At 51.6% G+C, this 21,084-nt stretch carries 19 protein-coding genes; 6 read left to right on the top strand and 13 right to left on the bottom strand.

Annotation, left to right across the window (positions count from 1 at the left end):
- Positions 1 to 16: 16 nt before the first annotated feature.
- The 8 genes from MXMO3_RS07460 to acs form a co-directional block, all read right to left on the bottom strand.
- The gene (locus MXMO3_RS07460; RefSeq protein ID WP_027834383.1) at positions 17 to 1,228 is read right to left on the bottom strand and encodes an MFS transporter; all 1,212 of its coding nucleotides are present in this window, start codon (positions 1,226 to 1,228) and stop codon (positions 17 to 19) included.
- A gap of 105 nt (positions 1,229 to 1,333) precedes the next feature.
- Complete coding sequence (locus MXMO3_RS07455) at positions 1,334 to 2,359, bottom strand: glycosyltransferase family 4 protein (RefSeq protein WP_117395452.1); 1,026 nt, start codon at positions 2,357 to 2,359, stop codon at positions 1,334 to 1,336.
- The gene (locus MXMO3_RS07450; RefSeq protein WP_027834385.1) at positions 2,356 to 3,159 is read right to left on the bottom strand and encodes a UDP-2,3-diacylglucosamine diphosphatase; all 804 of its coding nucleotides are present in this window, start codon (positions 3,157 to 3,159) and stop codon (positions 2,356 to 2,358) included. The genes MXMO3_RS07455 and MXMO3_RS07450 overlap by 4 nt, the downstream gene beginning before the upstream one ends.
- A gap of 100 nt (positions 3,160 to 3,259) precedes the next feature.
- A complete protein-coding gene (locus MXMO3_RS07445) occupies positions 3,260 to 4,351 on the bottom strand; it encodes a glycoside hydrolase family 3 protein (RefSeq protein ID WP_117395451.1) in 1,092 nt (363 codons plus the stop codon).
- Between the two features lie 62 nt (positions 4,352 to 4,413).
- A complete protein-coding gene (locus MXMO3_RS07440) occupies positions 4,414 to 7,206 on the bottom strand; it encodes an EAL domain-containing protein (RefSeq protein WP_117395450.1) in 2,793 nt (930 codons plus the stop codon).
- A gap of 179 nt (positions 7,207 to 7,385) precedes the next feature.
- Positions 7,386 to 8,270: a FecR domain-containing protein gene (locus MXMO3_RS07435; protein WP_117395449.1), complete on the bottom strand. Its 885-nt coding sequence runs from the start codon at positions 8,268 to 8,270 to the stop codon at positions 7,386 to 7,388.
- Positions 8,271 to 8,439: 169 nt separating this feature from the next.
- Positions 8,440 to 9,246, bottom strand: coding sequence for a FecR family protein (locus MXMO3_RS07430; protein ID WP_162889172.1), 807 nt, complete (start codon positions 9,244 to 9,246; stop codon positions 8,440 to 8,442).
- Positions 9,247 to 9,493: 247 nt separating this feature from the next.
- A complete protein-coding gene (gene acs / locus MXMO3_RS07425; RefSeq protein ID WP_027834389.1) occupies positions 9,494 to 11,434 on the bottom strand; it encodes an acetate--CoA ligase in 1,941 nt (646 codons plus the stop codon).
- Between the two features lie 268 nt (positions 11,435 to 11,702).
- Here acs and MXMO3_RS07420 point away from each other — a divergent pair, with 268 nt between their 5' ends.
- The 3 genes from MXMO3_RS07420 to cls all read left to right on the top strand — a co-directional run bounded on the left by MXMO3_RS07420 (position 11,703) and on the right by cls (position 14,074).
- Complete coding sequence (locus MXMO3_RS07420) at positions 11,703 to 12,278, top strand: hypothetical protein (protein WP_117395447.1); 576 nt, start codon at positions 11,703 to 11,705, stop codon at positions 12,276 to 12,278.
- 8 nt (positions 12,279 to 12,286) lie between these two features.
- Positions 12,287 to 12,538 (top strand): nitrate/nitrite transporter NrtS, encoded by a 252-nt coding sequence (gene nrtS / locus MXMO3_RS07415; RefSeq protein ID WP_117395446.1) that lies wholly within the window; start codon positions 12,287 to 12,289, stop codon positions 12,536 to 12,538.
- A 90-nt stretch (positions 12,539 to 12,628) separates the two neighbouring features.
- Positions 12,629 to 14,074, top strand: a complete 1,446-nt coding sequence (gene cls, locus MXMO3_RS07410) for a cardiolipin synthase (RefSeq protein ID WP_205468098.1) — start codon at positions 12,629 to 12,631, stop codon at positions 14,072 to 14,074.
- Here cls and MXMO3_RS07405 read toward each other — a convergent pair.
- From MXMO3_RS07405 to MXMO3_RS07390, 4 genes are all read right to left on the bottom strand, one after another.
- A complete protein-coding gene (locus MXMO3_RS07405; RefSeq protein WP_117395445.1) occupies positions 14,071 to 15,189 on the bottom strand; it encodes a lipid II:glycine glycyltransferase FemX in 1,119 nt (372 codons plus the stop codon). The genes cls and MXMO3_RS07405 overlap by 4 nt on opposite strands.
- Positions 15,190 to 15,315: 126 nt before the next feature.
- On the bottom strand, positions 15,316 to 16,098 hold the full coding sequence (gene nagB / locus MXMO3_RS07400) for a glucosamine-6-phosphate deaminase (protein ID WP_027834394.1): 783 nt from the start codon (positions 16,096 to 16,098) through the stop codon (positions 15,316 to 15,318).
- 32 nt (positions 16,099 to 16,130) lie between these two features.
- Positions 16,131 to 16,913 carry a GntR family transcriptional regulator gene (locus tag MXMO3_RS07395; protein ID WP_051213511.1) on the bottom strand — a complete coding sequence of 261 codons (783 nt, stop codon included), beginning with the start codon at positions 16,911 to 16,913 and terminating at the stop codon, positions 16,131 to 16,133.
- A 248-nt stretch (positions 16,914 to 17,161) separates the two neighbouring features.
- Entirely contained in the window at positions 17,162 to 17,767 is a 606-nt protein-coding gene (locus MXMO3_RS07390) for a helix-turn-helix domain-containing protein (protein ID WP_051213512.1), read from the bottom strand.
- Positions 17,768 to 17,964: 197 nt separating this feature from the next.
- Between MXMO3_RS07390 and MXMO3_RS07385 the strand changes: the two genes are divergently transcribed.
- The 3 genes from MXMO3_RS07385 (at position 17,965) to MXMO3_RS07375 (ending at position 20,340) form a co-directional block, all read left to right on the top strand.
- A complete protein-coding gene (locus MXMO3_RS07385; RefSeq protein WP_036221632.1) occupies positions 17,965 to 18,447 on the top strand; it encodes a GAF domain-containing protein in 483 nt (160 codons plus the stop codon).
- 15 nt (positions 18,448 to 18,462) lie between these two features.
- Positions 18,463 to 19,284 (top strand): mechanosensitive ion channel family protein, encoded by an 822-nt coding sequence (locus MXMO3_RS07380; protein WP_117395444.1) that lies wholly within the window; start codon positions 18,463 to 18,465, stop codon positions 19,282 to 19,284.
- Between the two features lie 69 nt (positions 19,285 to 19,353).
- The gene (locus MXMO3_RS07375) at positions 19,354 to 20,340 is read left to right on the top strand and encodes an aldo/keto reductase (protein WP_117395443.1); all 987 of its coding nucleotides are present in this window, start codon (positions 19,354 to 19,356) and stop codon (positions 20,338 to 20,340) included.
- Between the two features lie 58 nt (positions 20,341 to 20,398).
- On the opposite strand, the gene msrA is transcribed toward MXMO3_RS07375, so the two are convergent.
- Positions 20,399 to 21,001 carry a peptide-methionine (S)-S-oxide reductase MsrA gene (gene msrA, locus MXMO3_RS07370; RefSeq protein WP_117395442.1) on the bottom strand — a complete coding sequence of 201 codons (603 nt, stop codon included), beginning with the start codon at positions 20,999 to 21,001 and terminating at the stop codon, positions 20,399 to 20,401.
- Between the last annotated feature and the right edge of the window lie 83 nt (positions 21,002 to 21,084).

Genomic DNA, 21,084 nt, shown 5'->3' with positions numbered 1-21,084 from the left:
CTGTAACGCCTTATCGCTAGGCTTCGCTGCGTGGATTGACCAATATGAGCGAGGTGAAAATCAAACCGCCGCCAATCGCCGCAAGCAATGCAGACATCATAAAAGTGGGCGCGCCAAATGCCGAGAACACAAAGCCAAAAATCACGATGAAGGTGGCCAAACTCGCCTGCGCTGTTACCTGCACCAAACTCTGAGCCTCCGCCGCAAAACTCTCTGCTGTCCAGTTTGCCACGAAATTGAGCGTCCCCAAATAGGTGATGCCAAAGGTGATGGCGTGCAGCATTTGCAGCAAGAAGAACCCCCACACCGGTAGATCAAAGCTCATGCCGAACCAGCGTAAAGCTGTGACGCCAGCGGCGAATATCAATAGATGACGGGCGGAGAAGCGTTTTGCCACGCGGGCAAACACAAAGAATGTCAGGATTTCCGCACCCGAACCGATTGCCCAGAGTGGGCCAATAATGGTGGAGGGCAACCCGGAGCGATCCCACAAGATCGAGCCATATGCATAGAGCGGACCGTGGGACGCGACGATAAACGCTGACCCCAAAATGGCCAACGCAAACCAAGGTCGAAACACATGTTTGATTTCTTGCGCCTGCAGCCGATGTGGCGGCGCCACCACCACTTCGGGCCCGATTGTTTCATCTTCTGGCGCTTTGCTGCGAAACTTGGGCAGCTGCAAGGACATAAGACCGCGGATAAGACAGAAACTGACAAACAGCGGCAAGAAAATGCCGACACCTGAAAGATTGAGCATCCACCCCGAAAAGAGATTGGCGGCCACATAGCCAACGGTGCCCCAAACACGGATCATCGCAAAATCCAGATTGCGCCGACGCGCCATCCGCACCGCAGCGGCATCGGTCACCGGCGCCCCCACCATGAAGGGCAAAACAGTAAGCGTCCAACAAAACAGGATGGCCCAAAAGCCCTGGGCAAAAAACAAGGTGACTGACGCCAAGCCCGAAAGAACGCTTGCCGCAATGATCACCTGTCGCCAGTCGCTCGCCTTATCAGCAATCCGACCAACAAAAATATTGATGAGTACCATCATCCAGATGGGCGCCGAATTGACAAAGCCCACATCGGAATCGCTCAGCCCCTCCGACTTCAGCCAAAGCGGCAGAAACGGTACGGCAATGCCGACGGCCAAGAATTTGAAGGCATAGAAACTTGAGGTGCGTCCTTGATGGGACAAGAACGCTTCGCGCACTGAAAACAGCATAAATTGCCTATCCTAATGGAGTTAAGACCATAAGGTTGCGCTGATTTGCCAAAGCTGACAAGCCCGAAGGTATGTTTTTGGTGTTAAAACGATCTCAGTGGCGCTCTACGCTGCGCGTTCGCGTCCGCTGGCCACAGGCACCAGATATTGCCGGAAAAGCGCTGCACAGGCCGCCCAGCTGTAATTTAAGGCAAAGCTGTGGGCATCAGCCCGCTTCAACTTAAGCGCTTTTTCGGTCGCCACGGCCAAATCATCATCCATGACACCCGCCCGCGGATCTGTGAGCACATCAATCGGCCCCATCACAGGATAAGCCGCCACAGGCACACCGCAGGCCATCGCTTCAAGCATAACATTGCCAAACGTATCGGTTTTAGATGGGAAAACAAAAACATCGGCGCTTTGATAATGCGCCGTCAATTCTTCCCCTTGTTTGCGCCCCACAAAAACTGCGTCGGGATAGTTGGTTTCCAACTCCGCCCGTTGCGGCCCATCACCCACCACGATTTTCGTGCCCGGTACATTTAGCCGCAAAAAGGCCTCAACATTTTTCTCAACCGACACCCGCCCCACGCAAAGAAGGTGCGGCCCCGGCAAATTTTGGAATAGCGTTTTTTCACCCGGCACAAATCGCGTTGAATCAACACCTCGGGTCCATTCAACAACATGTTGAAAGTCTTTATCTTTCAAGTCTTCAACAACCGAGCGCGTCGGCGCAAGCGTGTGGGTTGCCGCCTCATGAAACCAGCGCAAATAGGCGTATGACCATTCGCAGGGCACAGGGATGCGCGCCGCGACATATTCTGGAAATCTTGTGTGATAACTTGTGGTGAATGCCCAATGCTGGGCGGTGCAAATATAACGAGCCATCAGCCCCAACGGGCCCTCGGTGGCAATATGAATATGGTCCGGATCATATTGTTCTATGATGTGACCAATTTCGCCCAACCATGCCAATGAAAGTCTGATTTCAGGATAGGTAGGCAGCGGCATGGTCCAAAACCGCTCAGGTGTCAGATAGTCCACCTGATAACCGATTGCCCGAAGCTCCTGCCCCACCTTGTCCAAACAGCGTACAACGCCGTTCACTTGTGGGTGCCAAGCATCGGTGACAATCAGCAGCCTTGTCATGCAACTTCACGCGCCTTTTTACGGCGCGCCTCTTGTTGGGGTTTGGTGGCCATGTCGGTCCAATGGATTAATTCAAACTGACCATCGTGATTTTCGACAATCGCGGTGCAACTCTCCACCCAGTCACCCGTATTGATATAACGTGTGCCATAAGTATCGTGCATATCCGCATGGTGAATATGGCCGCAAATAACGCCATCCACGCCGGTTTCTTTCGCTTCATGCGCCAGCGCTTCTTCATAACGCCCGATAAAGCTCACCGCATTCTTGACCTTATGTTTGGCCCAAGCGGACAAAGACCAATAATTCAGGCCCAGTTTGCGCCGCACCCAGTTGACCAGAATATTGATGCGCAAGGCCGCGTTGTAAGCCCAGTCGCCCACATGGGCCAGCCACTTGGCATGGCGCACCACCACGTCAAACTGGTCGCCATGGATCACCAGATATTGCTTGCCATCGGCAGCATGGTGGATCACGCGATCAATGATTTCGATGTCGCCGAAATGGGTGCCGATATAGTCGCGCAAAAATTCATCATGATTGCCCGGCAAATAAATAAGGCGCGCGCCTTTGCGGGCTTTCTCCAGCAGTCGTTGCACCAAGAGATTATAGCTTGAAGGCCAATGCCAGGATTTTTGCAAGCGCCATCCATCAAGGATGTCGCCAACCAAATAGATCGTTTCAGCGTCATGAACCTGCAAAAAGTCGATCAACTGGTCCACCCGGATGGTCCGCATGCCCAAATGGACATCGGATATAAACAAGGCTTTTACATGCCGGGTTTCGTGTTCTTGCATCATTCTTTTACGCTCGCATTTCTACTGCGCCCCAAATACTCAACCCGATTCAGGCGTCATTTTTGTGACACCTTACCTTGTTGCATTGCCTGGGGCAAAGGACCTATCGGGCCAACGTACCTTTCATGCCCACAATGCGTGCATAACTTCGCTCAATCATCTGAGCAAAAGCCGGGTCGCGTTCCGCTTCACTGATCAATAGATTGAGTATTTTGTCTGGCAATTCAAGGCTTGGTTCGCGCGTATTTGAAAAAAGCAAGATGTCATTGCCCGCGCGCACCGCCGCCAACACCGCTTCTTTAAAGCCATAATGCTTTGTGATCGCGCCCATTTCCAAATCATCGGATACCACAACACCATTAAAGCCAAGCCCTTGGCGCAACACGCCATTAATCGCGACAGGCGATAGGCTGGCGGGATAATCGTTGCTCGCCGCCTCAGCAAAGCTCTTGTGATAAAGGTGCCCCACCATCACCATTTGCGCCAAATTTTGGCTGATGAGTTTTTGAAACGGCACATATTCCGTATCCCGCCAGCTGTCCGTGATGTCAGCAAAGCCCAAATGGCTATCGGCCTGACTGGACCCATGCCCCGGGAAATGTTTCAGCGCTGTCAAAACGCCTGCCGCCTTGTGACCCTTCACAAACGCAGCGCCATAGTCAGTCACAACATCAGGGTTTGCTGAAAATGACCGCCCATATTTGGCGATAATCGGGTTGTTGCGGTTTACATTTACATCTACCACCGGCCCGAAATTCACATTAAAGCCCAACGCAGCCAAACGGCGCCCCAGATTTTCATAAAGCGTTTGTGCCGATCTGGCGTTCATGGAGTTGGCTACATCGGCGGCGCTGGCGATTTCAGCGAACCCGACCGAGTTGGTCAGCCGCTCCACTTTGCCGCCTTCCTGGTCAATACTAATCAGCAAGGGCAAAGCTGATGGCACCACGGATTGCCAATCCGCATTTTTGCGTTTGACCATATCCACCGAGGCGACATTGTATTTCAAATACAATACACCGCCAATTTTCCCCTCTTTAGCCAAGGCTTTGACGCCATTGTGCCATTGGCCGGACGCTTGATCGCCCTGAAAGCCGATCATGATCATCTGACCGGCTTTTTCGCGCAGGGATTGCGCCATCGTTGGGAGAGAAAGTTGGGCGAAAACAACCGCCGCGAGAATAAAAAGACGCATAAGCACCGCTCTGTGAATCAAAAAACTATCAATGCGTGAGGAATATGCCTGAATTTGGGCTGCTAAACTGCATTTTTTTGCAGTGGCGCATTATAGCTTTCCAACAGATTACAGAATTCTTCGCGGCCCAACGGTTTGCCGAACAGATAGCCCTGCCCGATATGACAGCCAGCGCGCCGCAAAATATCCGCCTGCTCCTGCGTTTCGATGCCCTCAGCCACCACTTTTTTGTTCATATGCTTTGATAGCGAAACAACAGCATCAATGATCGCCATTGAATGTTGGTCTTGCGGCAAGTTGCGCACAAAGGCCTGATCAATTTTGATCTTATTCACCGGCAGCTTGCTCAAATAGCTCAAGGATGAATAGCCCGTGCCAAAATCATCGAGGGCAATACCCACACCGCGCTCAATAATTGAGTCGAGAATGCCAATGGTCCGGTCCTGTTTGGACACAAACACGCTTTCAGTAATTTCAATATCCAGTCGCGACGGATCAAGCTGAGATTCCTTCAACGCATATTCGATATCGCCAAGAACATCGCCATATTCGAACTGAACCGCCGAAACATTCACCGCAATGCGTCCGCCGCGAGTGGATTTCGCAGCATCCATGCAAGATTGCAAAAGCACCCATCGGCCAATTTCAATGATCATACCACTATCTTCCGCCACCGATATAAACCGGTCAGGACGGACGAAACCCAGTTCCGGGTGCTGCCATCTGACCAAGGATTCCGCGCCTATAATGCGATTGGTGGCCAAATCCACCTGCGGCTGATATTGCAAAAACAATTGCCCATTCTGAACCGCATCCAACAAGGCCACCTCAATAGATTGCCGATCTTTAACCCGTGCGCTGAGCTCACTACGATAGGGGAAAAAGCTGTTCCCCGGCATCGACTTGGCCTCCGAATGCGCCATATCGGCGTGGGTAAGCAAATCTTCAGCAAAATAGCCGGAATTGTTGGTGTCCGTCATACCCAAGCTGGCGCCGATCAACGCCCGGTGCGCACCGATGGTATAAGGCGACACGATGGCGCTGAGCACCTTGTTGGCCAAGATTGGCACCTCATGCTCTTCCATCAAATGTGGGTAGACTGCTGCAAACCGATCCCCACCTAACCGGGTGACACTATATAGACCCAGCTTACCCAAGCGTTTCACCACTTGCCGGAGCAACTCATCCCCAATACTGATGCCCAAACTATCATTGATGTTTTTAAAGCGATCCAGATCAAGCAACAATAGGGTCATATCGCGCGGTGTTGCGGAACGCGGTCGACAATAATTCTCCAACTCGACAACAAGTTTTTGTCGCGAAAATGCCCCCGTCAACGTGTCGTAATTGGCCAAATAGGACAGGCGTTGCTCATGATTGAGACGCTCGGTCACATCACGAAACGTCAAACATGCCACCTGCTCATTCACCCCATGGCCAAGATCAATGCGCGAAACGGTAATCGAATATTCGAGCGCGACCGGCCGTCCCGGATATCCCTTGTCGGCATAAATGCCCTGCTCAAAATGATGCAGGCTGGATACCTTGCTTGGAATCCCCGCCATCACCTTATGCCGCAATAGGCGCACCGCTTCTTTGAAGAACAGCCCTGGCAAAACCTGCGCTTTCTTCCCTGCAAGTCCAGCGCGCGCCTGCAATATTTCTTCGGCGGGGCGGCTCGCCGACACAATTCTCTCTTGGCCATCAATAATGATCACGCCGTCAAAATTATCCTCAACCACACGATCGAGAATGGCCTGCATGCGCACATTTTCGATGCTGATTTGCTCAATGGCAGCACGTCGGACGGTTAGCTCGTAGAAGAAAAACAGTACGATCACGCCAAACGCCACAGTGTGCGCCGCCGCCGAGTTTATCAAATAGCCAAATTGCGACAGGGCGTAAAAGGCAAGCAACTCAACCAGGACAAAGGCGACAACATAAGTCGCAACCAACGACCAGATTGAAAAGGGCTTTCCGCGCAGAACAAGCGCCAGCAACATGACGAACACCAGCAGCACACCTGGCCAACTGCCGACCGATGTCAGTCGATTGCCCTCTAATCGGCTTTCGGCGGCGAGTGCCAGCAAAGCAACGCCGGGTATGTGACCATATTTGGGCACCAAAACAATGTCCCCAAGCTCAACAGCTGTGGCGCCCACCAAAACTGTTTTATTGGCCAGACGCTCGGGCTCAACCCGACGCTCGATCACGTCAATGGCGGAGATAACGTCAATCCGAGCGAGATCTAACCCATAATTGACGAGAACCGATGGTTGCGCCTCAGGCGCCTGATATTGACTGACGGCAAAAGGCAAACTCTTAATGTTTTCACCCGCGATACGTGCCCCGTTATCCAGTTCCCGGATCTTGCCATCATCATCGGGACGCACATTAACAATAACCGGCTCGCCATAAGCACGAAACTGAGCCAATGGCAGCGAATTTGCGATGGCCACAGTGCCATCACGCTGGCGCACCAATTGATTGAAGCTCGCAAGATAGGTAAAGCCCCCAGCGCGTCCAAGCGCTTCAGTAAGCCTCAGATCATCAAGCGCATTCGAGGGCTGAGATAGATCAATATCCAAAGCGATCTCGTCGACTTGGTATTCGATCAACCCATCAATGATTTGCGCGTGAACACGCCGCGGCCATGGCCACTGTCCCACCTCTTCCAAACTGGCAGGATCGATCGCAACAATCACAAATTTTTCTGAGACGGGCTCATTGATCATCGAATAATGATATTCGTTAAAATATCGATCAAAAGGCACCAAGCCGCCAACCATTTCGACCAATAGCGCAAAGGCTGTCACCGCAACCAAAGTCAATATCTTTTTAAGCGTTAGCGCCATTTCGTCCCAAACTCGTAAGCCAATTACGATGATTGGCGGCTCCAACCCGGGTGAGTGCGCCGACAATTCAAAGCCATAAGACCATGAATTGGTTGCTATTCACTTTACGCTACAATAAAACGGGCCCCTTTTACAAAGGGCCCGTTCACGCAATCAATCTTTTACTTCAAGAGCAGGAACTATCGTCCCTTGCCTTTTCCATTGTCGCCAGCATTGCCTTTGTTGTTGCTTCCAGCGTTGCCTTTGTTGTTGTTCCCGGTATCGCTTTTCCCGTTACTCCCGGCATCGCCCTTGTCATTTCCGTTGCTACTGCCACTGCCACCAGCGTTGCTATTACCGCCCACATTGCTGTTGTTGGCATTTTCGTTTTTGGCTTTGGACTGACTTAGCTGCTTGCTGGCGTTTAACGCCGCATTCTCAAGCCCGAGCTTGGCTTTAAGTTCGGCAATATCGTTGGCGATGGGTTTATTGGACGCCATGCCAAAGAATGACTCTATCGAACCGCGTCCGCTAACTTCGACAATTGCGTTGGTGCCGCCTTGTCGTCCAGCGCGTTGACCTGCCTTGACGTCAACTTTGACTTTTCGCTCATTATCTTGCACTTCAACACGACCTCGGCGCACTTGCACTTCGGCCGCATTGCCGTTCTTATCGGCTTTAACGGTGAATTTTGTTCCCTTAACAACAGCCGTAAGCAGCGGCGCCCGAACAGCAAAATGCTGAACATTCTGCTTTTCAACATCGACGGTGATTTCGCCAAAATCCTGCTCGACTACAGTTGAAAGTGCGCCCACACGATCCTTGATACGAATGCGAGTGTCGCCCCGCACATCAATTGACTCCTTGCCACGCATGAAGACAACACGTGCATTTGGTGCTGTTTGAATGGCTGCTGAACTGTCCACGACATGGCCCCGGAAAATCTGCTGCCAATCACCATCATCAAATACAAAAACGCCACCACGCAACTTGTTGGCCACCCACTCCTCTGCAAATCCATGGGACACCGCCAACGGCACCACAAACGCAAAGAAAACAAGGATCAATTTCGTAATTCTGATCATGCTTCACCTCTCCAAATCTCGTCTGAAAACATTACGTCAGCCGGGCAAAACAAGTTCTTAAGTGCTCAAGTTGATTAGAGAGATAGTTAAACAATACTAAACATACCGCTCATCAAAAAAACGCCGCGGCACCAACTGATCTCAATGCGTTTTAGCGCTGCTAAATGTCCTATCTTGAACCTGCACCGCTCGGCTTACCCGCGTCACTTGGCTTACCCGCATCACTTGGCTTACTCGCATCACTTGGCTTACTCGCGTCACTAGGTTTGCCCGCATCGCTAGGTTGCCCAGCATCACTCGCGCTGCTGGCGCCACTGCCGGCATTTTCAGGTGCGCCAGCCACTTGCGCCGCACTGCCAGCATTGTCACCTTGCGCATTCGCTGCGCCTGCCCCGGCCTCAATGCCCAATTTCTCTCGCAGTTCGCTGCCACTGCTCGCCAATGGTATATTGCTCGCCATGGAGATAAATGGCTCCACTTTACCGCGACCGCTAACTTCAACAATTGCGTTAATGCCTGCGCTGCGCTGTGCTTTTTGGCCCGCTTTGACATCAATCTTGACCTTGAGTTCGGTGTCTTGCACTTCAACCCGCCCGCGACGCACCAGCACTTGTGCAGCGGCGCCCTCTCTGCTGGCGATAACGGTGAATTTTGTGCCCTTCACAACCGCAGTCAATAACGGTGCCTGCACGGCGAAATGCTGCACATTTTTGCGCTCAACATCCACGGTGATTTCACCGAAATCCTGTTCAACAATTGTGGAAAGTGCGCCCACGCGATCCTTAATACGAATACGTGTATCGCCCCGCACATCAATTGACTCCTTGCCACGTGTAAAAACAGCGCGTGCATTAGGTGCCGTTTGAATCGCGGAAGAGCTGTCCACCACATATCCGCGAAAGATTTGTTGCCACTCCGCACCACTATAAACGAATACGGCTCCGCGCAACTTGCTGGCTGTCCACTGTTCCGCCATTGCTGCGTGCGCCGAAACGCTTGTTAAAATGATTGCGAAAAACAATATTATTTTGGCAAATCTGCCCATGATCCTGCCTCAGTTTTTGAACCTACCTCATACTAAGAATGGTAGTGCAAACAGGACGTTAACAATTAATTTTGAAACCAAACGAGGTTAATAAAGGTAAATTATTTAACCAAAAGAATAAAAAAACGCTGCGTGAAAAATTCCACGCAGCGCCTAAAATACGATCAACTACAATGAGTTATCGGTTTGCCCGGTTTTCGATCAAATCGTCCACCACCGATGGATCAGCCAAAGTTGAGGTATCACCCAACGAGCCAAAATCGTTTTCCGCAACCTTACGTAGAATACGACGCATGATTTTGCCGGAACGTGTCTTGGGCAATCCTGGTGCAAACTGGATTAAATCTGGCGACGCGATCGGGCCGATTTCTTTGCGTACCCAATTGCGCAATTCCTTTTTCAGCTCTTCACTTGGTTCCTCGCCTGACATCAAGGTCACATAGCAATAAACGCCCTGCCCCTTCACATCGTGCGGATAGCCAACAACAGCCGCTTCTGAAACCTTATCATGTGCAACCAGCGAGCTTTCAATCTCAGCCGTGCCCATGCGGTGGCCAGAAACGTTCAGCACATCGTCGACCCGACCTGTGATCCAGTAATAGCCATCTTCATCTCGACGACAGCCGTCACCCGAGAAATAATAGCCCTTATAGGTCTCAAAATAGGTCGATACAAACCGCTTATGGTCGCCATAAACAGTGCGCATTTGGGCTGGCCAACTGTCCTTGATGCACAACACACCTTCAGCTTTGGTGTCCGTTTGCACATTGCCTTCTTGGTCCAAAATCTCAGGCTGTACGCCGTAAAATGGCATTGTGGCTGAACCGGGTTTTGTTGGTGTCGCACCTGGCAACGGCGTGATCATAAACCCGCCCGTCTCGGTCTGCCACCACGTGTCCACAATCGCACATTTGCCGCGGCCAACATGCTTATTGTACCACTCCCAAGCCTCTGGGTTGATTGGCTCACCCACAGAACCCAAAATGCGCAGGGAAGAAAGGTCCGCCCCGTCAACATATTCATCACCCGCGCCCATCAAAGCCCGAATGGCAGTTGGTGCAGTGTAGAAAATATTGACTTTGTGCTTGTCACAAACCTGCCAGAACCGCGAAGCATCCGGATAGTTTGGCACGCCTTCAAACATCAGCGTGGTCGCCCCATTCGCCAATGGGCCGTAAAGAATATAGGAGTGGCCTGTTACCCAACCCACATCGGCAGTGCACCAATAAATGTCGCCCTGCTTGTAATCAAACGTCACTTCATGGGTCAGTGAGGTATAAACAAGATAGCCGCCCGTTGTGTGCAGCACACCTTTGGGCGTGCCTGTAGAGCCAGAAGTGTAAAGGATAAATAGTGGATCTTCCGCATTCATCCGCTCTGGCTTACAAAACTCGTCAACGCCAGTTGCAGCCTCGTGCCACCAAACGTCGCGGCCACCCTTCATTTTGATGTCGTTGCCAGTGTTTTCCACCACCAGCACTTTTTCAACACCATGGGCATGCTTCAGCGCCTCGTCCACATTGGCCTTCAACGGCACGGTTTTGCCACCGCGACGACCTTCGTCAGCGGTCACAACAACAGCGCTGTCACAGTCGTTAATCCGTCCCGCCAAAGCTTCAGGGGAAAAGCCACCAAACACAACGGAGTGAACGGCGCCGATGCGCGTACACGCCAACATTGCGTAGGCCGCTTCTGGGATCATGGGCAAATAAATGGTGACGCGGTCACCCTTTTTCACACCCAATTCCTTCAACACATTGGCAAAGCGACACACGCGACGGTGCAACTGGGCATAAGTGATATGCTCATCTGTATCAGGCTCGTCGCCTTCCCAAATGATCGCGGTTTCGTCAGCGCGGTCTTTCAAATGACGGTCAATGCAGTTAACTGAAACGTTCAACTCGCCGTCTTCAAACCATTTGATTGACACATCTGGGTATTCGAAAGTCGTGTTTTTGATTTTGGTCGGCTCTTTCATCCAATCGATGCGCTTAGCCTGCTCTTTCCAAAATCCCTCAGGATCATTGACCGACTGCGCATAAAGCGCGTCGTACTGATCCTTTGTGGTCAATGTGCGTGAGACAATATCTTTAGGTGGTTGGTAAATGTCCGAACTCATTGGACGGTTCCTCCTCGATCAATCCAATCATAAAGAGACCGTTGCCGACCTCCAGTTGAATACGGTCAACACACATCCAAATTGAATATGTGAGTTGTCCCCACAACACCGTGCTAAAAGGGCTAATGGTTGCGGGGCCATCGGTCAATATCACCAGCCCCGATTTAGACCGGTTTTCGCTGAATTATTGTGCAACCGACCACGTATATTCAACACTTTTAAAGAAGATTACCCCAAACTGGCGCAACACCAAATGGGGAATTGGGACATGTCCGACGCAAAAACACCAAATTTTCAACCTGCACGTGAGGATGAAATCGATTGGGTTTTATACATGGTGCACCGCGCCATCGACGAATCTGAGTTCTATTGTGACGCCTTCAAACAGGCCGAACGTGAACGCATGAACATTCACTTCATCACAGCGCTTTGGGAATATGACCCACAACATCTGTTCGTTCTGCGCAAAGGCGATGAAAAAGTGGGCATCATGATCTCCGGCCCCGACAATGGCGTCGTGTTTCTGTACTGGTCCTACATTTTGCCCGAACACCGCGCTTCAACCATCGCGATCAAGGCCAACAAGAGTTTTTTACAAATGTTCGACAATGGGCATTGGCATAAATTAGTGACCTTTACCCGCACAACCAACGAAAAAGCCAACATCATTCTGGCGCGCTATGGCTGGACCGAGGTGGCCCAACTGAACAATCATATTTTCGGCGAAGATTACAAAATTTTTGAGATCCAGATGGAGAAGACGGTGCCCGGCTATCGCCCCTTCCGGGTGCCTGGGCGCCTCGAGCGTCTCAAACGCAAAGTCCTCAAAATTTTCGGCAAATAGGGGGCAATATGAAAGTGTGGCTGCAAACAGCAATGCTGCCGAGCATTCGCAAACGGTGCCTCAAAACGGCGCTGATTGTGGGCACCCTGCTGATGTTGATCAATTATTATGACCGCTTGATGATCGGGCAATTGCTCATGACAGACCTGATCAAAATTGCGCTCACCTATTGTGTGCCCTATGTGGTCTGCACCACAGCGTCGGTCAGCGCCGTGCTTGAAAAGCGTGAACAACGATCAAACCCCGCCCATAAGACGTAAATCTTGCCCCCTCTCCTTTAACATGCCAGATTTGCAGCGCATTTAGCGTACAACGCAATTTGTAAAAGCGCATCAAAGGATCGAGCATAAGTGCTGAACATCATCACATTTGGGACAGCGGTCTATATTGCGATTGTGTCGGGCATCACCTTGCGCATCCTCGCCCGCAAGCACATTTCCAGCTCCGCACGGCTGGCCTGGTTCATTGTGGTCATCACCCTTCCGGTGGCCGGCACAGTGCTTTACGCCCTGCTGGGTGAAGTGCACATCTCGCAAAAGCTACGCTCCAGCAAAGCCCGTTTGCTAACCCAGATGAAAGAACTGGAGCATGAAAAGCTGTGCGGCGACCCGGCCCCCTATAAGAAGGTGCCCCAACGCTATCATGCCATCTTCGAATATGCCCAAACCATCAATGACTTTCCCCTTTCCGATGGCAACAGCGCCGAACTGATGGCCGATGCCGACGAAACGCGGCGACGGATCATTGAAGATATTGATCAAGCCAAAGACCATGTGCATCTGCTCTATTATATTTGGCTAACGGATACGACCGGCACCGAAATCGCCGAAGCGGTGATCCGGGCCGCACAGCGCGGCGTCGCCTGCCGCGTCATGGCCGATGCCATCGGCTCACGCGCGCTGCTCAAATCTGATTTGTGGGTTAAGATGCAACGCGCGGGCGTGCAAACAGAAACCGCCATGCCGTTTGAAAGCATGATCGCAACGCACCTGTTGAACCGGTTTGACTTGCGCAATCACCGCAAAATCACGCTTATTGACGGCAAAATTGTTTATTGCGGCAGCCAGAATTGCGCAGATCCAGAATTTCGCCCAAAGGCAAAATATGCCCCATGGATTGATATTATGGCGCGAATGGAAGGCCCCGTGGTCAACCAAACCCAGCTGCTATTTGCGAGCGATTGGATGAGCCGCCGCGCCGACGCGCATCTAGATTCATTTCCGCTCAATGGCACACCTGTTGAAAATGGCTTTGTGGCGCAAGTGAATGGCAATGGCCCGACAGAACGGCGCGGTGCCGCAGCGCATTTGTTCGCAACGCTGATTCAATCGGCCGATGAAGAGATCAACATCACCACCCCCTATTTTGTGCCCGACATTATCGTGCTCAACGCCTTGTGTGCTGCGGCCATTCGCGGCGTGAAAATCAATATGATTGTGCCGCGGAAAAATGACAGCTGGGTGGTCGCCACCGCCGCCAAATCGTTCTACCCAGAAGTGTTGACCGCAGGCATCCGGGTGCATGAATATGTCGGTGGGTTGCTGCACGCAAAATGCCTCACCATTGATGGCCGTGTAACCATGATTGGCTCGTCAAACTTGGATTTGCGCAGCTTCGATCTAAACTATGAAAACAACACCATCATCTATGACAAAAAATTCACAAGCGAAGTGAACGAGCGTCAACAGCAATATTTGAAAAATTCTATTGAAGTTCACCTGGAAGAAGTGAGCAGCTGGCGACTGCCCGTACGAATTTGGCATAATGTGATTGGCACGTTGGGGCCGGTGCTCTAGTCGTTCGGCCCTTTTTTGCGGAATGAGTTGACCCACCGCATCGCGTTCGCCTTCACATCGCGGATCAAAAACAGGGTTTCACCAACCAAACGCGGCACAAACCAATGGGCATAATTCATCACCGGGGGCACCGTGGTGATCGCACCCGCCTTGCCCGCCATACCCTTTTTAAACTGGTGAAGCCCCAAAAAGCCATCCGTACCGCCCAAATCATACCATTTGACCCGGGGCTGAGTGCCCAACCAACGCATGATTTCCCAATGCATGAAATAGCCCGCTTGCATTGGCAACGCTTTATCATTGGTCGCGCCATAAAGATAAACGGCCGTGTCACCGCCCACGAAAACAATCGCCCCAGCCACCGCTTCCTGTTCATGATAGACCATGAAAATCTCAGGACGGATCGAGGGATCAATATTGTCCATCAAATGGTTGAGCGAGTCATAGGCGGAATAATCAGGAAACTGCTTGCGCGCCGTCATCTCTTCATAAAGCGCGTTAAATTCTGACATTTTGTCTGGGCCAACATGCTCAAACCGCATTTCATTTTTTTCTGAATTGCGCAAATGCTTGCGCCACTTTTGATTAAAGCTGGCGCGCATCTCATCATCAGAGAGATCGACATTGACGAAATAGCGATTGGGAAAGGGCAATCCAGCCCCTTTTTTGAAGCCACTTTCGCGCAGATATTCGAATGCCGGATTTGGTTCAACTGGCACGGCGCGCGGCAAGATGGACAGCATCAAACGCCGCTTCACCGCATATTCATGCTTAAGCCAATCCACAACGGCCTGATAATCGGCAAGCGCGCTGGGCAAACTATTGTCGAGAAGTATCGGCCCCCATTTACAAACGGCCAAACCACCAAGCCCCATTGGCGCAGTGCGGTGCATCACCAAACAGCCCGCAACGAGGCGGTCACCAGCATAAAAATTCAAACGATCAAGCTGCATGGCCGGCCAACGCTCAGAGGCGAAGACGTCCAATTGTTCCTGACAAACATCATCAAACAGATGCGCTTGCGCATCCCAACTGGCGGCGTCCATCTCTTCCACGCGCAAGGATTGATCAACGGTCACCTGATCTAATTCTACAGCCAATGCCATTCCACCCATCAAACGATCCAACTCGGGCCAACCCCGTCGTATCTATACTGAAGTCTCGGTATATTGACGACGATTTTACCCAAACTTAGTTAAAACACGACAAGTGATAAGATTTGGTAAGGGTGGTGGAAACCGCTAGGCTTGCTCAAGCTCGATATGACGCTGTTCGGCCCACTGCGCATATTCTTTCATGCTCAAAAGTGAGGCTGCCTCTTCATCAACAACCACAACAGCATGCTGATGCATTTGCAATGCAGAAGCTGGACACGCCGCAGAAACTGGACCTTCCACGCACCCGCGCACCGCTTCGGCCTTTGTTGCGCCTGTTGCCAAGAGCAGCACTTCCTTCGCATCCAAAATGGTGCCAATCCCGGTGGTAATCGCATCGGTTGGCTGGAACTCATCCGCATCAAAATATCGTGAATTGGCCTTAATCGTTGATTTGGTGAGTGTTTTGACCCGTGTGCGGGACGCAAGGCTCGACAACGGCTCGTTAAAGCCGATATGCCCATTTACGCCGATCCCCAACAATTGCAGGTCAATGCCGCCTGCCGCTTGGATCTCTTTTTCATAGCGCACGCACTCCGCATTCGGATCAGCGGCGGCACCGTCAGGCACGTGGGTGCGCGCCTTGTCGATATCGATATGATCGAACAATTTTTCATTCATAAAGTGGCGGTAGCTCTGCGCATGATCGCCCGCCAACCCGATATACTCATCCAAATTGAAGCTGGTGACATCTTTAAAGCTCACCTCACCGCGCTGATTGGCCCCAATCAAGCGCTGATAAAGCGCAACAGGTGATGACCCGGTCGCCAAGCCCAAAATTGAATTCGGCTGCGCCTTAAGCTGATCAACAAAATAATCACACGCAAAATCGGCTACGGCCTCGGCATTTTCTAGAATGACCAATCGCACCTTAATCTCCAGTCGTTCGGTATTATGCGGCGCTACTCCGCCCGCATTTCGGTTGCAAATACGTAGCGATCCCCACGATAATAGGATCGCGTAAACTCCATTGCAGCACCTGATTGGTCAAACGAGCGACGCTCGATATCCAAAACCGCGTCACCTTCTTTCACGCCCAAAAACCCAGCCAACTCCGCCGTGCAATTCACCGCACGAAGACTTTGCTGCGCTTTGACCGGACGATAGCCCCCGGCCTGAAGCAACTCATAAAGCGAGTCCCCTTCGGCAACATGATCGGCATTGATGATCGAGGTGGGGAAATAGGCAAGCTCGTACGCCATGATGGCATTATCCGCATAACGAATACGCCGAAAACATGAAACCAACGTGTCAAATGACACGCCCAAAGCCATGGCCACATCAGGTTGTGGCAACACCACCCCTTTAAAGACCAGCTTAGAACTCGGCTCCATACCACGATTGCGAATGTCTTCGGAAAACCCGTTCAAAAACGCCAAGGATTTTTCGATCGACCGGGGCCGATTGCGCGGCACATAGGTGCCTAATCCTCGTTTTTGCACCAATTGCCCGTCGGTCAATAATGGCTTGAATGCACTCCGAATGGTCACACGAGACAAACCCAGCTTTTCAGACAACTCGCGCTCAGCAGGCAAAAAGTCGCCTGGGCCAAGCACGCCACGCTCAATGGCGTCGCGCAACCCCTCGGTCAACACACCATAACGTGCGCCTGGACGGGTCAACGCGGATTTCAAATGATCAATAAGCTGCGCTGGATCATGTTCTGGTGCTGCCAAGTCGTCCACTCTATTCCTCCAAGATACACCAATTGGAAACTGATTGCTTTTGATCACAACGGTGCATTTTCATATCGCCTACAAATAAAGAAGACTCGGCAGCACAGGCTGCTGCCCGCCAAAGATACCAATAAAATACCTATACCGTCAATTTGAAACTGCACAACTGTCGGCAAACAGTGTCGATAACTGAGTTTAGCCAAGAATCCTTTGATTAAAAGCCCATATTCGCGTTTTCAGCAAACAGATGCGGCAGATCAAGATTTGGCAGAACCGCCAGACCAAAAGATGGGCACAGTACCCGTCCACAAAATACGCGCATCCCGATCCGTCACATTGCGCCAGCTATGTTGCCGTGTGGACCGAAAATGCAGGCTATCGCCCGCTGCCAGCGCCACAGATTCACCCTCAACATCGGTGGTCACTTCACCCTCAAGAATGAAAATAATCTCTTCGCCTTCATGACTGACCGTCTCCGACTGATAGCCAGCAGGCACAGTGATAATAAAGGACGAAAGAACATTTCCGGCAAAATCTGCGCCCAAGCGCTCATATTTCAGTGACGAATCATCAACAGAAAAGCTCTCGCGTTCACCCGACTTGGTGGTCCCACGGATCACAGCCGGCGAAGAAATGAAATATTCCATCTCCACATCCAAACTGCGCGAAATAAGCGACAATGCCCCTAGAGAGGGCGTGGCTTGATCCCGCTCCACCTGACTGAGAAAGCCAACAGATAGGTTTGCCGCTTCACCCAACGCCTTCAACGTCATGTTCAATTTGCGCCGCCGTTCACGAATAAGCGCGCCAATCAATGGCTGACCTGTGTGCGCATTGAGGGTTTTGGAAGAGCCTTTTGTCATATTTTCGGTTACCTATCGAAAAATTTTTGATATAACAAAAATTGTTTTACTGTTCTGCTGGAATAGTCCGTGACACGACGATTCTCAGTTTTCAACGGCTTTAGATAAAGCCTCGCTTAAAAATCACATTGTGTCGCCAAATACTAGGGAAAAAACCCAATATTCACGCGGCAATTTCTAAAGAGTACAATATAACAATGCAAGAATTGGCCAGAATCATTTCGCAACCCGACGCCGAAACCAACTTGTACGCGCGTTTAGAACAAGAAGTACAACAACAGGTCGGCGCTAAACTTGTCACCTTGATGTGGCTTGATTTTGAAGCGGGTCGCGCACGTCGAATCTACACCAATCGCCCAGATTTATACCCCACCGATGACAGCAAACCGATCACGAAAAATCCTTGGCATGAGCACGTGATTGTCAATCAAAACACCTTTGTCGCCAACAGCTTGGACGAAATGGACGAGCAATTCGCCGACAAAGAGTTTTTCTCGGCCCACGGCTGTACTTCCGTTTTGAATATGCCCATCATTATTGATGGCAAGACTGTGGGTTCACTAAATCTATTGCATGAAGATAATCATTTTACCCCGGCGCGGATAAAGCAAACACAAGAGCTTGTTCTCACCGCCATGCTTTGTATTATGCTGCAACAATCCAAGCTAACCAAAGCATAGGTCAATCAGCGCATTATGCAGTTCGAATCCATCGTCACATCAGCGGTTGAATGGGGCTCCACCTATGGCATGGCCGCCATCGTCGCCATAATTGTTATTATTGTAGGCTGGTTTGCCTCAGGTTGGCTCTCCTCCGCCATCATAAGGGTATTGCCCCACAACAAGGCCTTTGATGAGACAATTGCGCCGATGATCTCGCAAATTGTGCGCTATTTGGTGCTCATCATTGCGATTGTCATTGCGCTGAGTGAGTTGGGCGTGCAAACGGCCTCAATCCTCGCGGTGCTCGGCGCCGCAGGTTTGGCCATTGCCCTCGCGCTGCAAGGCACCCTGTCAAACATTGCAGCGGGTGTGATGCTGCTTTGGCTGCGCCCCTTCAATGTTGGCGATTATGTGGAAGCCGACGGCATCAATGGCATCGTCAAGCAGGTTGGCCTGTTCGCCACCCGCATGCGCACCCTGGACGGCAAATTTCTTTTTGCGCCAAATTCCAAGATTTGGGACGCAACCATCGTCAATTACAACCGCGAAATGACCCGTCGCGTCGACTTCAGTGTCGGCATCGATTACAGCGCGGACATATCGAAGGCCCGTGCGGCCCTGCTGGCCGCCGCCGCGCAAGATGAGCGTGTACTGAAAGCACCGGAACCTGTGGTCTATGTCATGGGCCTTGGCGACAGCTCAATTGATCTGCAACTGCGCTGCTGGACCAAAACAGAAGACTATTGGGAAACCGCCATGTCCATGAACGAAAAAGGCAAATTGGCATTGGATGCGGCCGGCGTGGCTATTCCGTTCCCGCATGTTCAATTGGTGCGCCCGACCACCGATGAATAATTAGGTCTTGACCTAAGGGCCCGCGAGGCCCCCTACTTGCCATTAGACCAACTCGAAAAGTAGGATCGAATGAGTATGGAAGAAATCACACTTTGGGATGGTCAAACAATCCCACGCCTTGGATTTGGCTGCTGGGCCATCGGCGGCCCGTTTTGGGCCGATGCCATCCCCGTCGGCTGGGGCGTGGTCGACGACAATGAATCAAAACGCGCCATTCAAGTCGCACTTGACGCTGGAATCCGCTTTTTCGATACAGCCGACGTTTATGGCGCTGGCCACTCGGAAAAAGTGTTGGGCGAGGCCCTTAAAGGACACGATGATATCATTGTGGCCACCAAGTTTGGCAATCAGTTCGACGAGGACACAAAGCAGGTCACTGGCCGGGGCGCCGACCGCGCTTATATCCGCAAGGCTGTGCAAGCATCGCTCCGCCGTCTAAACCGCGATTATATCGACCTCTATCAATTACACATTGATGATCTGGATGGCGATGACGCGCAGGAAACGCAGAGCGCCTTAGAAGAGCTCGTCTCCGAAGGGCTGATCCGCGCCTATGGCTGGTCGAGCGACTATCCAGACCATTCCAAGCAATGGCTTGGCGGCAAGAACTATCGTTCAATCCAGCATGATCTAAACCTCTTCACGCCAGCCACAGAAACATTGGCCCTGGTGGAAGAGAACGACTTGGTCTCCATCAACCGCGCGCCCCTCGCCATGGGCATGTTGAGCGGCAACTACAAACTCAACCACAGTTTTGGTGAGGATGACGTGCGCTCAAGCGGCACACCTTGGATGAAAAAGATGGGCAATGTGCAATCTGAGGAAGAAGCCCAAACGCGCCTCGAGGGCATACGTGAGTTACTCACAACTGGTGGCCGCACCACGGCTCAAGGCGCACTGGGGTGGATTTGGGCTCAAAGTGATCGCGCCCTGCCCATCCCCGGCTTTAGAACCGAAGCACAAGCCCATGAAAATGCAGGTGCGCTTGAATTTGGTCCGCTGGACGTGGATGTTCTGCACGAAATAGACGAGCTGGTAAAAGGCAATTTCAGCTAAGCAAAACACCACGGGCGAGGCGATGAACCACACCGCCTCGCCCTGAGTTTTTCATTGCTTATTTCGCGTCTATGCCCTGATAGGCTTGGTCGCCCCAAAGCTCTTTCACGCGTTTGTCGCGACCACACGTCAAGCGATAGAAATTATAGCGTATTGGATTTTTGGTGTAGTAATCCTGGTGGTATTCTTCAGCTTTGTAAAAGCGATCATCTTCAATGATCGGCGTCAGAATACGCTGACCAAGCGCCGCTTCAGCCTGTTCTTTTGAGGCCCGCGCCGCAGCTTCCTGATCCGCTGTTCGGGTGAATACGGCCGTGCGATAGCTGTTGCCACGGTCACAGAACTGACCGCCCACATCAACAGGATCCACCGTGCGCCAAAAAATATCGACCAGTTCACGATAGCTCACCACGTCATTGTCAAAAACAACCTCAACCACTTCATAGTGGCCCGTGCCACCAGCGGTCACTTGCTCATAAGTCGGGTCTTCCACGGTGCCACCCGTATAGCCGGAGATGGCTTCCGTGACGCCCTCGACTTTTTCGTAATCAGCTTCGACGCACCAAAAACATCCGCCTGCGAATGTGGCGCGCTCTTCCACGGCCTGCGCCGCACCGACGCTCATCAGACTTGCTAGAGCGATATAAATAAATGCTCGCATGTTCATTCTCCTTTGTATGGAAACGAACATGACGCCGACAAAGTTCACTTACAAATCACCATAACGTCAAAAAAGGTGCCGAA

The sequence above is a fragment of the Maritalea myrionectae genome (assembly GCF_003433515.1).
GTDB classification, from domain to species: domain Bacteria; phylum Pseudomonadota; class Alphaproteobacteria; order Rhizobiales; family Devosiaceae; genus Maritalea; species Maritalea myrionectae.
This window is presented reverse-complemented; position numbering and strand designations above follow the sequence as displayed.

Coding starts and splice junctions, on each gene's coding strand:
- MXMO3_RS07380 (WP_117395444.1), top strand. CDS start 18,463: ATGCAGTTCGAATCCATCGTCACATCAGCGGTTGAATGGGGCTCCACC.
- MXMO3_RS07375 (WP_117395443.1), top strand. CDS start 19,354: ATGAGTATGGAAGAAATCACACTTTGGGATGGTCAAACAATCCCACGC.
- MXMO3_RS07405 (WP_117395445.1), bottom strand. CDS start 15,189: ATGGGTGGAATGGCATTGGCTGTAGAATTAGATCAGGTGACCGTTGAT.
- nrtS (WP_117395446.1), top strand. CDS start 12,287: ATGAAAGTGTGGCTGCAAACAGCAATGCTGCCGAGCATTCGCAAACGG.
- MXMO3_RS07430 (WP_162889172.1), bottom strand. CDS start 9,246: ATGGCGGAACAGTGGACAGCCAGCAAGTTGCGCGGAGCCGTATTCGTT.
- MXMO3_RS07445 (WP_117395451.1), bottom strand. CDS start 4,351: ATGCGTCTTTTTATTCTCGCGGCGGTTGTTTTCGCCCAACTTTCTCTC.
- MXMO3_RS07440 (WP_117395450.1), bottom strand. CDS start 7,206: ATGGCGCTAACGCTTAAAAAGATATTGACTTTGGTTGCGGTGACAGCC.
- acs (WP_027834389.1), bottom strand. CDS start 11,434: ATGAGTTCGGACATTTACCAACCACCTAAAGATATTGTCTCACGCACA.
- msrA (WP_117395442.1), bottom strand. CDS start 21,001: ATGCGAGCATTTATTTATATCGCTCTAGCAAGTCTGATGAGCGTCGGT.
- MXMO3_RS07435 (WP_117395449.1), bottom strand. CDS start 8,270: ATGATCAGAATTACGAAATTGATCCTTGTTTTCTTTGCGTTTGTGGTG.
- MXMO3_RS07450 (WP_027834385.1), bottom strand. CDS start 3,159: ATGATGCAAGAACACGAAACCCGGCATGTAAAAGCCTTGTTTATATCC.
- MXMO3_RS07390 (WP_051213512.1), bottom strand. CDS start 17,767: ATGACAAAAGGCTCTTCCAAAACCCTCAATGCGCACACAGGTCAGCCA.
- MXMO3_RS07385 (WP_036221632.1), top strand. CDS start 17,965: ATGCAAGAATTGGCCAGAATCATTTCGCAACCCGACGCCGAAACCAAC.
- MXMO3_RS07455 (WP_117395452.1), bottom strand. CDS start 2,359: ATGACAAGGCTGCTGATTGTCACCGATGCTTGGCACCCACAAGTGAAC.
- MXMO3_RS07460 (WP_027834383.1), bottom strand. CDS start 1,228: ATGCTGTTTTCAGTGCGCGAAGCGTTCTTGTCCCATCAAGGACGCACC.
- MXMO3_RS07420 (WP_117395447.1), top strand. CDS start 11,703: ATGTCCGACGCAAAAACACCAAATTTTCAACCTGCACGTGAGGATGAA.